This window comes from Nocardia anaemiae NBRC 100462, assembly GCF_001612725.1.
Lineage (GTDB): Bacteria > Actinomycetota > Actinomycetes > Mycobacteriales > Mycobacteriaceae > Nocardia > Nocardia anaemiae.
The window spans coordinates 66,879-79,740 of sequence record NZ_BDAZ01000053.1 but is presented as its reverse complement, the minus strand read 5'-3'; the positions used below and the strand labels follow the sequence as shown (position 1 = coordinate 79,740).

Here is a 12,862-nt window from a genome sequence, read left to right as displayed (position 1 = left end):
GTCCAGCCGGACGACCAGGGCTCGGACACCGACGCACGCGGCACCGACGTGCGCAAGGTCGTCGCATTCATCGCGGCGCTGGTCGTCGTGCTCGGCTTCTACTTCCTGCTGCTCGGCCGCATCGCGCTCAGTCTCATCGGTTCCGGCGACCTCGCCGCCGTCGTCATCGGGATCGGCGTCCTGATCCTGCCGCTGCTCGGCGTCTGGATAGTCGTCGCCACCCTGCGCGCCGCCCTCGCCCACCAACACCTCGCCCGCCGCATCCACGACGAGGGCCTCGAACTCGACACCTCGAACCTCCCCCGCCGCCCCTCCGGCCGCATCGAACGCGCCGCCGCAGACGAACTCTTCAACAAGGTCAAACAGGAATGGGAGGCCGACCCGGAAAACTGGCGCGTCTCCTACCGCCTAGCCCGCGCCTACGACTACGCCGGTGACCGCACCCGAGCCCGCGAAACCATGCGCCGCGCAGTAGCCCTGGAGAAACTCGACCACACCCACCGCCCGCCGGACAACCCGGGTGTGGACAAATGATCACCATGCGGTGGTGGAGGCAAACGTCGAGAAGCCCCGCAACCAGGCCATTCTCGTGGGCTCGATGTGTCCGGATGCGAGGAAGGACCCCCAATACAGAACAGTCCCCGGTAGTCTCCATCGAATCCATGAGTCTCAGTCGTCGCTGACAACTCCGGATATTCGACTGGCTTGCCGGGGGCCTGGCCAGATCCTTGAAAGCACACTCCGATGTCTTTGGACGTCTCCGCCGACTCTTCGGCACTTTCCGGTCTTCTGGTGTAAATCTCTATTTTCCTCGCATTTTGTCGCTAGTCAATAGCCGGGCAGCCTTGAATTCACTCGATTTCCAGGGCGGCAGTACGCTGCTGGGTGTGCCTCGGCTGCTGATCATCCATCACACTCCGTCACCGCATATGCAGGCCATGTTCGAGGCGGTTGTCTCGGGGGCGACGGATTCGGAGATCGAAGGGGTGCAGGTCGAGCGCAGGGCAGCACTGGCGGTCACCGCGAGCGATGTGTTGGCCGCTGATGGTTATCTGCTCGGTAGCCCGGCGAATCTGGGTTATATGTCCGGTGCGCTCAAACATGCCTTCGACACGTTCTATTACACGTGCCTCGACTCGACGCGCGGTCGGCCGTTCGGCTTCTATCTGCACGGCAATGAGGGCACCGAAGGGGCCGAGCGCGGCGTGCGAAGCGTTACCACCGGACTCGGATGGGAACAGGTCGCCGCGCCGGTCATCGTGATGGGAGCGCCCGGTAAAGAGGAGATCCAGCAGTGCTGGGAGCTCGGCGCGACCGTCGCGGCGCAGCTCATAGAGTAATGCGCTGTCCCCCGAATTTTGGTGTCTGACCGGCATCCGGTGCCGCCGGGCATACTACGAGGCGACGTTGTAGCGGCGGGGATGTGGACGAGTTTGCTCGGGAACGGAGTATCGAGGTGATGTGGGCCGAAGGGGGCGAAACAGCACCGCGCCGGATCGGGCTGGTCGAAGACCACGAATCGGTGGCGATCGGACTTGCCGCGATGCTGGCGCCGGAACCTGATCTCGATCTGGTGCTGACCGCTGGGACGGTACCGGAACTGCTTGCGGCGGCGGCGAATAGCGCCCCGCTGGATCTGGTGGTTCTCGATCTGCGACTGGCCGACGGCTCCTCGCCCGAAGACAATGTGCGCGCGCTGCGCAACCGCGGTGTCGAGGTCCTCGTATTCACCGGTGCGGATAACGCATTCCTGGTGCGCGCCGCCGCGAAGGCCGGAGTGCTCGGCGTGGTGCGCAAATCCGAGGATGTGCCGACGGTGGTCGCGGCGGTGCGCCGCGCGGCCTCCGGTGAGCTGGTGGTGACCACGGACTGGGCCGCAGCCATCGATGGCGATCCGCAATTGTCCGACGTTGGTTTGAGCCCGCGCCAGGAAGAGGTGCTCACCCTTTACGCCTCTGGCGAGAAGGCTTCCCGCGTCGCGCGACTGACCGGCCTGTCCGAACAGACTGTCAACGACTATCTGGGGCGTATCCGGCAGAAGTACGCCGATGCGGGCCGTCCGGCTCCCACCAAGACCGACCTCTACAAGCGCGCGGTTGAGGACGGATGGCTCCCCGTTCCCGAGCGGCATCCCAGGGCATGAGCGAGCGGCCATGAACACAGCCGCAATCGCGGGCATACCGGAGCCGAGCGCCGGCGAGGCGCAGGTATGACCGCGTCCAGCGCGCTGGACACCTCTACCACCACTGCGAGCTCCGTCGACCCGTTCCGGGCGAGTCGATGGCGTCGTGGGCGGATCGCGGTGTCCAGGGACAAGATTGTCGAAGCGGCCTCGGATCGCATTCTGCGCCGCATGGGGCTGGCCGTCGGAATCGCCGGTGTAATCGTCGCGATCGTCGAGCTTCCCGACATCGCCGACCAGGCCAAATTCGTCTCCGGCCCGTGGGCGAGCCTGGTGGTCGGCGTGGCGCTGGGCTGGTTCCCGGTGCTCGCGGTCGTCTCGTTCACCATGGGCCGCAGGGCGATTCGCGTGGTCGCAGGTGCGGCCGCGGTGAGTTATCTTGCGGCGCTTGCGACCATTCCGTTCATCTATGCCGTGCCGCTGACCGACACCACTTCGGTGTGGATGTATCGAGTGCTCGCGCTCGGCGTGCTCGCGGCCGTATTGGCCTGGCGTCCCGCGATCGCCACCGGCTATTTACTGGTAGCGGCGGCAACCGCGGCACTGGGTAACCGGTATGCGGTGCCCACCACGTCGGTCTGGTCCCTGGTCGGCGATTTCGCCAGGGCCGCTGGTCTGTGCGCACTGTTCCTGTGGTGCTGCATCTTCGCGCTCGCGGCGGCAGCGCGGGTGGACCGGGAATCGGTGATCGCGAGCCGACGCGCGGCCGCCGTGGCCGGTGCCGCGGCCCGGGATCGTGAGCGCGCGCGCTTCGCCGCACTGATCCACGATGCGGTGCTCTCGACGCTGCTCGACGCCTCGCGCGCGGGTGCCGAATCGCCGGTGCTGCGCCGTCAGGCCGAACGCACACTGGAGCAACTCGACGAATGTCGCGGCACCAATGCCGAACCCGACCGACTGGACGCGCAATCGGCGATCGGCTTCCTGCGCTCGGCGATCCACGAGGTGAATCCGGGCATCCGATTCACCGCGCGCCGCTGGGCCGGACTCGATGACCTGCGCCTTCCCGTGCATGCGGCGGGCACCATCGCCGCCGCGCTGGCCGAGGCGGCCCGAAATAGTCTGCGCCACGCCACCGTTGCGGGCCGCACTGTGCGGCGCACCGTCACGGTGACGATCAGTGCGGGTGGTATCCGCGTCGTATTCCGTGATGACGGCGCGGGTTTCGATCTGGACCGGGTGCCCGCCGATCGGCTCGGCGTCTCGGTCAGCATCCTCGGCCGGATGCGCCAGTTGGCCGGTGGTGCCGGGTTCGTGGAATCCCAACCGGGGGAGGGCACCACGGTGACCTTGGTCTGGGGTGGCGATGGCTGATACCGAGAACGAATTCGGCCTGCGCGATCTGCTCGGTCTGCGGGACCGCTCGGCCTGGCTCTTCCTGGTCGTCTTCGAGGCCACGATCCTGCTGTACATGGTGCGCAATTTCGCCGAATCGCCGCTGCTCCTGGCGGCGACCGCGCTGGTGTTGGTGGCCGGTGCCGGAGTGCTGGTTCTGGTGATTCCGGTCGATCCACTGCCGCTGCCCGCCGCCATCGCGGTGGCCGCTGCCGGTCCGATCGCGGCGGCTTTGACCGCCGTCGGTATCGACCACGGCATGTCCAAGCAGGTGTGGACCGCATTCGCTTCGTCGTATGTGCTCGCGGTGTTGGTGGTGCGCGGGCGGTTGGGTGTGGCGTGGTGCGGTGTCGCGGGCATCGCGGCGGTGATCGCGGTGGTCGGTGCGACGAACGGATTGCGGGTGGTGATCGGATCCATCGTGCCGATCGCCACGGTGGCCGGGGTTTCCATCGGCGCGGCGGTGATGCGGCCGATGCAGCGCTCGCTGCGGCTGCTGCGCGAGGAGGCGACCATGCGCGCGGCCGCCGAGGCGACCATGGCCGCCCAGAACGGCGAGCGGGATCGGCAACTGGCCCGGCTGGACAAGGTGGCCCGGCCGATTCTGGAACGTATTGCCGAAGGCGCCGAACTCACTGCGGCCGAACGGGAAGAGTGCAGGCTGCTGGAGGCCGAACTGCGTGACAGCCTGCGCGCACCGCAATTGGTGACCGACGAGTTGAGCAGTGCCGCTCGCGGCGCGCGTTCGCGCGGGGTCGAGGTGGTGCTGCTCGATGACGGCGGATTCGCCGGGGTGCCGAAATGGGTGCGCCAGCAGGTGATCGAATCGGCGACCAGGGAATTGGATGCGGCCAATGCCGGTTCGGTGACCGTGCGGGTATTGCCGATGGGCCGACGGGTGCTGGCCACGGTGCTCGCGAACGCACCGGATCGGGATCGGCGCACCGAGATCGATACCGCGGGCAAGGTCTCGGTCTCGACGTAATCTGTCGTACCCCCATGGCATTGTCGTGATCATGCGGACGATGAGTGCGGCCGCGGCGCGTCGGACGGCGCTGGCCGCGCAGGGTTTCGGGCGACGCAAACCGGCCGCGCCGACCCGGCGGACGATCCTCGATGTGCTCGGCAGAACCCAACTGCTGCAATTGGATTCGGTATCGGCGGTGGTGCGCGCACACTACGCGCCGGTCTTCAGTCGGATCGGCGGCTACGACCGGACGGTGCTGGACGAGGCCGCCTGGAGCAATGGTGTGCGACGTCCGCGGCGACTTGTCGAATACTGGGCGCACGAGGCCGCGCTGATCCCGGTCGAGGACTGGCCGCTCATGCGCTGGCGGATGCGGAAATACGAACACGGCCGCTGGAGTGGCATGCGCCGGGTGACCGAACGCAATCCCACCCTCGGCAGGGACATTCTCGACGTCATCACCGAGGTTGGCGCGTCCACTGCCGGTGAGGTGGAACGCCACCTCGAGCTCGACAAGCCGCGCCCCAAGGGCTCGTGGTGGAATCTCAGCGATACCAAGATGATCTGTGAGGCGCTGTTCGCCGCGGGTGCGCTCTCGGTCGACAAGCGCGTCGGATTCACCCGCCACTACGACCTGGCCGAGCGGGTGATCCCGCCGGAGATCTTGGCGCGCAACGTATCCGAGACCGAGGCGGTGCGTGAATTGGTCCTGCGCGCTGGCACCGCACTCGGCGTCGCGACCGAGACCGACCTCCGCGACTACTACCGGCTGCACCGCTCACAAACCGAACCGGCCATCGCGGAGCTGGTCGATGCCGGGGAGCTGGAACCGGTCGAGGTGGCGGGCTGGGGTAAACCCGCCTACCTGCGCGTCGGCGCCTCGACGCCGCGCCGGATCGAGGGTGCTGCCCTGCTGTGCCCCTTCGATCCACTCATCTTCTTCCGAACCCGCACCGAGCGGATCTTCGACTTCCACTACCGGCTCGAGATCTACACCCCGGAACCCAAACGGGTGCACGGGTATTACGTGTTTCCGTTCCTCCTGAACGGAGAACTGGTGGGACGCGTCGACCTCCGTGCCGAGCGCGCGTCGGGCAGGCTCCTGGTGCCGGGTGCGTTCGCCGAGCCGGGCCACCGCACACCGGAAACCGCTGCGGCCCTGGCGGTCGCGCTTCGCGAGATGGCGGACTGGCTGGAACTGGATGAGGTGGTCATCGGCGAGCGCGGCGATCTCGCGCCGCTACTGTCAACTTCTCGCTAACCTTCGGAGGTGTCTTCGTCGCGGCGCCGGGTCGCCTCTCTTCAAACGTCGCGCTTGGGGCCTCCGTAGCCGCGCATCTGGTCGCGCAGTGCCCCGCTGACGGCATTCGAGAGCCAGGAGTTCAAGGAGACTCCGCTGGCGGCGGCGGCCTCCTCGGCCCTGGCCTTCAACTGCTCGACCATCCGCAGGGTGACCCGACTGATATCGCCGGTCATCTCCTCGAACGTCGGATGCTCGCTTTCCGCCGCCGGATTCTTGCGGACGTCGACGGTCGCGTCGGTCCCGTCCACCGAGACGTGAACCGTGCGGTCGCCGAGCTCTGTGCTGACCTCTGCGGCCAGTTCCGATAACGCCGCGAGCAGCGCCAATCGCGCCGAGCTCTCGGTCGCCGCGGCCAGGGCGGCGGCGGTGGCCTGGGTCTTTTCGTCACCGAGTGCGGCGGCGGCGATCAGGTCTTCGCGTAGCCGGGCGGTGTATTTATTCAAATCCATGACATCAGTGTGACGCCAAACATGATGTCATTCAAGGGCGGATTTGACATCATGATCAGATACTGGGGGGTGAATCACTCGCCGTGGCAGGCCGTTCGGCAATGAGGGTGTCGAGGCTGTTCCCGGGAGCGGGTAGCCTTTCTGACCATGACGAACGGTGAATCGACGCCTAGGGAGCTGCGCGCCTCCGGCGCAGTTGGTGTCGCGATGGTGACCCCCTTCGGTGCCGACGGCAAGCTCAATGTCGATGCCGGGGTCGCGCTCGCGGCCCGCCTGGTCGACCGCGGCGTCGATTTGCTGGCGATTTCCGGTACCACCGGGGAATCGCCGACCACCACCGAATCGGAGAAGGCGGATCTGTTGCGCGCCGTCGTCGATGCCGTCGGGGCGCGCGCCACCGTCATCGCGGGCGCGGGCACCTATGACACCGCGCATTCGATCGAACTCGCCCGCAATGCCCAGCGCGCGGGCGCGCACGGCCTGCTCGTGGTGACCCCGTACTACTCCAGGCCCACCCAGGACGGCCTGATCGCGCATTTCACCGCCGTCGCCGACGCCACCGACCTGCCGGTCACGCTGTACGACATTCCGCCGCGCTCGGTGGTTCCCATTGCCAGCGACACCATTCGCAAACTCGCCGAACATCCGCGCATCGTCGCGGTCAAGGATGCCAAGGGCGATCTGAACGCGGGTGCCGATCTCATCGCGAATACCGATCTGGCCTTCTACTCCGGTGACGACGCGCTGAACCTGCCGTGGCTCTCGGTCGGCGCGACCGGATTCATCAGCGTCATCGGACATCTCGTGCCCGAGCGGCTGCGTGCCCTGCTCGATGCCTACACCGCCGGTGACGTGGTACGCGCCCGCGAGATCAATGCGGGCCTGCTGCCGTTGAATGCCGCGATGTCGCGACTGGGCGGCGTCGCGATGAGCAAGGGCGGGCTGCGTCTGCTCGGTGTGGATGCGGGCGAACCGCGTCTGCCGCAATTGATGCCGACCACCGAACAACTCGATGCCCTCGCCGCCGACCTCCGGCTGGCAGGGGTGCTTTCATGAGGAGTGAGCGAATCAGAATCACCACATTGTCAGACATGATCGAACCGACCCGTAGCGAGGTGCAGTCATGACTGAAGCAGCAGGCCGTCGCCCCCGCCGGAGCGCGACCCGGCCCGCGGGCGCGCCCGAACCCGCCGCACAGCGTCCGCCGACCAGCACCGAAAGGTCCGATCAGCCAGCGCAATCCGACGTCGGTGACCTATCGCGGTCCGATACCACGTCCCGACAGAGCGCGCCGGAGCAGGCCCCCGCGAAAAAGGCCGCGCTGAAGGCCCCGGCCGAGCAGCCCCGCCGACCGGCCCGCGGCCGTCAGCAGCGCGGACGCGGACGCGGTGAGCAACCCGTTGCGGCTCCCGTCGAGCGGGCAGCAGCCGACCGACTCGGCGCCCCGCCGAAGCTGCCCAAGAACGGTCTGCGCGTCTTCGCCCTCGGCGGCATCGGCGAAATCGGCCGCAATATGACCGTATTCGAATACGGCGGCAAACTCCTCATCGTCGACTGCGGCGTACTTTTCCCGGAGGACCAGCAGCCCGGCGTCGACTTGATCCTGCCCGACTTCCGGCCCATCGAGGACCGGATGGATGATGTCGAGGCCATCGTGCTCACCCACGGCCACGAGGATCACATCGGTGCGGTGCCGTTCTTGCTGCGCCTGCGCGCCGATATCCCGGTGGTCGGTTCGAAATTCACCCTCGCGCTGGTGGCCGCGAAATGCCGCGAGCACCGGCAGCGTCCCAAGCTGGTCGAGGTGATCGAGGGCCAGCACACCACGCACGGCCCGTTCGGTTGCGAATACTTCGCGGTCAACCACTCGATTCCCGATGCCATCGCCGTCGCCATCCGCACGCCCGCCGGTGTCGCCCTGCACACCGGCGATATCAAACTCGATCAGCTGCCCCTGGACGGTCGCCTCACCGACCTGGCCGGTTTCTCCCGCCTCGGTGACGAGGGCGTCGATCTGTTCCTGGTGGACTCCACCAATGCCGAGGTGCCTGGTTTCGTCACGCCGGAACGCGAAATCGGCGGTGTACTGGATACGGTGATCGGCAAGGCCAGGCACCGGGTGATCGTCGCCTCGTTCGCCAGCCACGTGCATCGCATTCAGCAGGTGGTCGATGTCGCCCAGAAGTACGGGCGGCGAGTGTGTTTCGTCGGTCGCTCGATGGTGCGCAATATGGAGATCGCGCAGGAGTTGGGCTATCTGACGGTGCCCGACGGTGTGGTCGTCGATCTCGATGTCGCCGCGACCCTGCCGGGCGATCGGCTGGTGCTCATCTCGACCGGCTCGCAGGGCGAACCGCTCTCAGCGCTGTCGCGGATGGCGCGCGGTGAACACCGCCAGATCAATATCCGCGCCGACGATCTCGTGGTGCTCGCCTCCTCGCTGATCCCTGGCAACGAGAATTCGGTATTCGCGGTGGTCAACGGGCTGTCGCGGCTCGGCGCCACGGTGATCACCCAGCAGAATGCGAAGGTGCACGTCTCCGGACACGCCTCCGCCGGTGAATTGCTGTACCTGTACAACGCGGTGCGGCCCACCAATGCCATGCCGGTGCACGGCGAATGGCGGCATCTGCGCGCCAATGCGGCGCTGGCCGTGGCGACCGGTGTGGCCGAGGATCGGGTGGTGCTCGCCGAGGACGGCGTCGTGGTGGATCTGGTCGACGGGATCGCCTCGATCGTGGGGCGCGTGCCGGTCGGGCATGTGTACGTCGACGGACTCTCGGTCGGCGATGTGGGTGAATCGACGCTCTCGGATCGGCTCGTGCTCGGCGAGGGCGGGTTCATCTCGATCACCCTCGCGGTCGACTCGACCACGGGTAAGGCGGTCAGCACACCGGAGGTGAGTGGGCGCGGATTCTCCGATGATCCGACCGCACTCGTCGATGCCGCGGAACTCGTCGAAATCGAACTGCTGCGGCTGGCCGGTGAGGGGGTGACCGATACCCACCGGATCGCGCAGAGTGTGCGGCGGGTGGTCGGTCGCTGGGTAGCCGAGACCTATCGTCGCCGCCCGATGATCGTGCCGACGGTCATCGGCGTCTGACCCCTACCCGAAACCGCCGGAAGCCGTTGCTATCCGGCGGTTTTCGTGTTGTCCGGAGCTATTGCGCCGTAGTGCGAGGTGGACAGCGATCCGGCGAGGCACCGTATTCATAGGGCCTCCCGGTACTCGGGGCACACCCGGTGCGAGTCGGACTGCCGTGCCGACACCGCATCGGATATGTTCGCCAGATGAGCATGGCGCAACGGGAACGTGCGGCACTGGTGGACACGATGTCCGCGGCGGGGCCGGACGCGCCCACGCTGTGCGGCGGCTGGACGGTGCGAGATCTGGCCGCGCACTTGGTGGTTCGGGAACGCCGCCCGGACGCGTCCCCCGGCATCATGCTGAAACCGCTCGCCGGATATCTGGAGTCGGTGCAGGCCAAGGCGGCGCGGCGACCGTTTCCGGACCTGCTGGCGGATGTGCGCTCCGGCCCGCCGTGGTGGTCCCCGCTCAAACCGCTCGATGCCGTCGTCAATCTGACCGAAATGTTCGTCCATCACGAGGACGTGCGTCGCGGGGTACCCGGCTGGGAGCCGCGTGAGTTGCCTGCCGCCGATGAGGACAAGTTGTGGTCGGGGCTGCGTCGAATGGGACGGATGGCTTATCGCAAAGCGCCGGTCACCGTCGAATTGGCCACTCACGACGGCAGGCGGGTCGTGGTGCACACGAAGCCGGGAACGGCCCCGGTGACGCTGACCGGCATGCCGTCGGAACTACTGCTGCATGCCTTCGGCCGCGATGAGGTCCGGATCGAAACCGCGGGTGATCCAGCCGATGTGCGGGCTGTTCTCGAGACTGATCGCTCGTTGTAATCGCACCAACATGCCAAAATACTCGGGTAGGTGGATGTGCGACCTGCGATACTCATGTGGTTGATGGTCTGGATGGGGCGTTTGCGGCTAGCCTGAGTCCATGGCAGGTAAGTCCCGCAGCTCCACGACCACTCGTGCGCGGGCGGGATCGGCCCGGGGGAGGACCACGGCGGCATCTCGTTCGGGCCAGGCTCGCACCACCGCGCAACGCCGCTCGCCCGCGCCGCGCGGCCGCACCACACCGGTGCGGCGCCCGGTCCGGCGCAGGTCGAATACCGCACCGCTCGCGGTGTTCAGCCGGGGGATCAGCAGCGGCTGGAATATGCTCGCGCGCGGTCTCGGCGCCACCACCAGGGCCGTGAGTCGGGCGGGCGAAATCGAACACGGACATCGTCGCGACGGCATCGCGCTTGCCCTCATCGCCGTCAGCGCGGTGATCGCGGCCGCGGTATGGCTCTCGGCGGGCGGACCGATCGGGCACTGGGTCGAGGAGGCGATTCGCGCGGTCTCCGGATCGGCTTCGGCTGGATTGCCGTTCGTGGCCACTGGAATCGCCATTGTCCTGATGCGGACCGAGGCACGTCCGGAGATCAGGCCGCGGCTGGTGCTCGGCGGATTGCTGATCGGATTGCCGATCCTCGGTCTGTGGCATATCGCGGCCGGATCGCCGACCGATGCGCACGGGCGTTCGCGCGCAGCGGGTTTCGTCGGTTTCGTGGTCGGCGGGCCGCTCACCGACGGGCTCACCGCCTGGCTTTCGGTGCCGATTCTGTTGCTGGCCATCGTTTTCGGTGTCCTGCTGGTAACCGGAACCACAGTGCGCGAGGTACCGCAACGGTTGCGCGAGTACTTCGGCACCGGCAGTGGCGGCGACGAATACGGTGACTACGACGGCGAATCCGATTTCGATCCGACCAATTACGATGCGGATGGATTCCCGCTGTATCGCAATACCAAGTCGAAGCGGCGCGGGCGCACCCCCGAGGAGAACTACCCGCCCGACGAATTCGGCGGCTCCGATGCGGTCACCGAGATCATCGGCGAACCGCCATTGCGCGATGCGAAACCGATTGCGACAGAGGCGGCGCCCGAAGAAAAGCCCAAGCCGAAGAAGCGCACGCCGATCAAGGTCGAGGACCAGACCCCACCGCCGCCGAAGCAGCTGGAGTTCATCACCGACCGCGAGGTCGAGGGTGATTACACGCTGCCGCCGCTGACGCTGCTCACCGACGGCGATCCGCCCAAAAAGCGCAGTGCCGCCAATGAATCGATGATCGAGGCGATCACCGAGGTGCTGGTACAGTTCAAGATCGACGCGGCGGTCACCGGTTTCGTGCGCGGCCCGACGGTCACCCGCTACGAGGTGGAACTCGGTCCGGGGGTGAAGGTCGAGAAGATCACCGCGCTGGCCCGCAATATCGCCTATGCCGTCGCCACCGAGAATGTTCGGCTGCTCGCCCCGATTCCAGGTAAGTCCGCCGTCGGTATCGAGGTGCCCAACGCCGACCGCGAACTGGTGCGCTTGGCCGATGTGCTCAAGGCGCCCTCGACTCGAAACGATCACCACCCGTTGGTGATCGGTCTCGGCAAGAATATCGAGGGCGATTTCGTCTCGGCGAATCTCGCGAAAATGCCGCATCTGCTGGTCGCGGGTTCCACCGGTTCCGGTAAGTCGAGCTTCGTGAACTCGATGCTGGTATCGCTGCTGGCGCGCTCGACTCCGGACGAGGTCCGGATGATCCTCATCGACCCCAAGATGGTGGAACTCACTCCGTACGAGGGCATTCCGCACCTCATCACCCCCATCATCACCCAGCCGAAGAAGGCCGCCGCCGCGCTCGCCTGGCTGGTGGAGGAGATGGAACAGCGCTACCAGGACATGCAGGCCAATAAGGTGCGCCATATCGACGACTTCAACAACAAGGTCAAGTCGGGTGCCATCACCGCGCCGCTGGGCAGCGAACGGGTCTACCGGCCCTATCCGTACATCCTCGCCATTGTCGATGAGCTCGCCGACCTCATGATGACCGCGCCCCGTGATGTCGAGGACGCGATCGTGCGCATCACCCAGAAGGCCCGCGCCGCGGGCATTCACTTGGTGCTCGCGACGCAGCGACCCTCGGTGGACGTGGTCACCGGTCTGATCAAGACCAATGTGCCGTCCCGATTGGCCTTTGCCACTTCGTCATTGACGGATTCCCGGGTCATTCTCGATCAGCCGGGTGCGGAGAAGCTGATCGGTATGGGTGACGGGTTGTTCCTGCCGATGGGTGCGAACAAGCCGACCCGACTGCAGGGTGCGTTCATCTCCGATGAGGAGATCCACGCGGTCGTCGACTTCACCAAGAACCAGGCCGAACCGGAATACCAGGAGGGTGTCACCGCCGCCAAGGCCGGTGAGAAGAAGGATGTCGACCCCGATATCGGTGACGATCTGGATGTCTTCCTCCAGGCCGTGGAACTGGTCGTCACTTCACAATTCGGTTCGACCTCCATGTTGCAGCGCAAGCTGCGCGTCGGCTTCGCCAAGGCCGGTCGCCTGATGGATCTGATGGAAACCCGCGGCGTGGTCGGCCCCAGTGAGGGGTCGAAGGCGCGCGACGTGCTCATCAAACCCGATGAGCTCGAGGGTCTGCTGTGGACGATCCGCGGCGGCGGGGACGCGGAGCCGGATAACCCGGAGCTGTGAAAATGCTTCGGCCGCAGCT

11 protein-coding genes are annotated in these 12,862 nt (G+C 66.5%); 10 read left to right on the top strand and 1 reads right to left on the bottom strand.

Going from position 1 to position 12,862, the window contains the following annotated elements; translation table 11 throughout:
- The first annotated feature begins 48 nt into the window (after positions 1-48).
- The 6 genes from NA5_RS27470 (at position 49) to NA5_RS27445 (ending at position 5,745) form a co-directional block, all read left to right on the top strand.
- Entirely contained in the window at positions 49-534 is a 486-nt protein-coding gene (locus tag NA5_RS27470; RefSeq protein ID WP_062991163.1) for a hypothetical protein, read from the top strand.
- A gap of 395 nt (positions 535-929) precedes the next feature.
- Positions 930-1,340: a flavodoxin family protein gene (locus NA5_RS27465; protein WP_062991161.1), complete on the top strand. Its 411-nt coding sequence runs from the start codon at positions 930-932 to the stop codon at positions 1,338-1,340.
- Between the two features lie 119 nt (positions 1,341-1,459).
- Entirely contained in the window at positions 1,460-2,143 is a 684-nt protein-coding gene (locus NA5_RS27460) for a response regulator transcription factor (protein WP_062991093.1), read from the top strand.
- A gap of 66 nt (positions 2,144-2,209) precedes the next feature.
- Positions 2,210-3,496 carry an ATP-binding protein gene (locus NA5_RS27455; RefSeq protein WP_062991091.1) on the top strand — a complete coding sequence of 429 codons (1,287 nt, stop codon included), beginning with the start codon at positions 2,210-2,212 and terminating at the stop codon, positions 3,494-3,496.
- A complete protein-coding gene (locus NA5_RS27450) occupies positions 3,489-4,502 on the top strand; it encodes a DUF8320 family protein (protein WP_062991159.1) in 1,014 nt (337 codons plus the stop codon). The genes NA5_RS27455 and NA5_RS27450 overlap by 8 nt, the downstream gene beginning before the upstream one ends.
- Positions 4,503-4,533: 31 nt before the next feature.
- On the top strand, positions 4,534-5,745 hold the full coding sequence (locus NA5_RS27445; protein WP_062991157.1) for a winged helix-turn-helix domain-containing protein: 1,212 nt from the start codon (positions 4,534-4,536) through the stop codon (positions 5,743-5,745).
- Between the two features lie 41 nt (positions 5,746-5,786).
- Here NA5_RS27445 and NA5_RS27440 read toward each other — a convergent pair whose 3' ends face one another.
- Positions 5,787-6,236: a toxin-antitoxin system HicB family antitoxin gene (locus NA5_RS27440; RefSeq protein ID WP_062991089.1), complete on the bottom strand. Its 450-nt coding sequence runs from the start codon at positions 6,234-6,236 to the stop codon at positions 5,787-5,789.
- A gap of 147 nt (positions 6,237-6,383) precedes the next feature.
- Between NA5_RS27440 and dapA the strand changes: the two genes are divergently transcribed.
- The 4 genes from dapA to NA5_RS27420 all read left to right on the top strand — a co-directional run bounded on the left by dapA (position 6,384) and on the right by NA5_RS27420 (position 12,843).
- Entirely contained in the window at positions 6,384-7,292 is a 909-nt protein-coding gene (gene dapA / locus NA5_RS27435; protein ID WP_062991088.1) for a 4-hydroxy-tetrahydrodipicolinate synthase, read from the top strand.
- Between the two features lie 67 nt (positions 7,293-7,359).
- Complete coding sequence (locus NA5_RS27430) at positions 7,360-9,339, top strand: ribonuclease J (protein ID WP_062991086.1); 1,980 nt, start codon at positions 7,360-7,362, stop codon at positions 9,337-9,339.
- Between the two features lie 188 nt (positions 9,340-9,527).
- Positions 9,528-10,154 carry a TIGR03085 family metal-binding protein gene (locus tag NA5_RS27425; RefSeq protein ID WP_062991084.1) on the top strand — a complete coding sequence of 209 codons (627 nt, stop codon included), beginning with the start codon at positions 9,528-9,530 and terminating at the stop codon, positions 10,152-10,154.
- Positions 10,155-10,254: 100 nt separating this feature from the next.
- Positions 10,255-12,843, top strand: a complete 2,589-nt coding sequence (locus NA5_RS27420) for a DNA translocase FtsK (RefSeq protein ID WP_062991081.1) — start codon at positions 10,255-10,257, stop codon at positions 12,841-12,843.
- The last annotated feature ends 19 nt before the right edge of the window (positions 12,844-12,862 follow it).

Coding starts and splice junctions, on each gene's coding strand:
- NA5_RS27465 (WP_062991161.1), top strand. CDS start 930: ATGCAGGCCATGTTCGAGGCGGTTGTCTCGGGGGCGACGGATTCGGAG.
- NA5_RS27460 (WP_062991093.1), top strand. CDS start 1,460: ATGTGGGCCGAAGGGGGCGAAACAGCACCGCGCCGGATCGGGCTGGTC.
- NA5_RS27455 (WP_062991091.1), top strand. CDS start 2,210: ATGACCGCGTCCAGCGCGCTGGACACCTCTACCACCACTGCGAGCTCC.
- NA5_RS27450 (WP_062991159.1), top strand. CDS start 3,489: ATGGCTGATACCGAGAACGAATTCGGCCTGCGCGATCTGCTCGGTCTG.
- NA5_RS27445 (WP_062991157.1), top strand. CDS start 4,534: ATGCGGACGATGAGTGCGGCCGCGGCGCGTCGGACGGCGCTGGCCGCG.
- NA5_RS27440 (WP_062991089.1), bottom strand. CDS start 6,236: ATGGATTTGAATAAATACACCGCCCGGCTACGCGAAGACCTGATCGCC.
- dapA (WP_062991088.1), top strand. CDS start 6,384: ATGACGAACGGTGAATCGACGCCTAGGGAGCTGCGCGCCTCCGGCGCA.
- NA5_RS27430 (WP_062991086.1), top strand. CDS start 7,360: ATGACTGAAGCAGCAGGCCGTCGCCCCCGCCGGAGCGCGACCCGGCCC.
- NA5_RS27425 (WP_062991084.1), top strand. CDS start 9,528: ATGAGCATGGCGCAACGGGAACGTGCGGCACTGGTGGACACGATGTCC.
- NA5_RS27420 (WP_062991081.1), top strand. CDS start 10,255: ATGGCAGGTAAGTCCCGCAGCTCCACGACCACTCGTGCGCGGGCGGGA.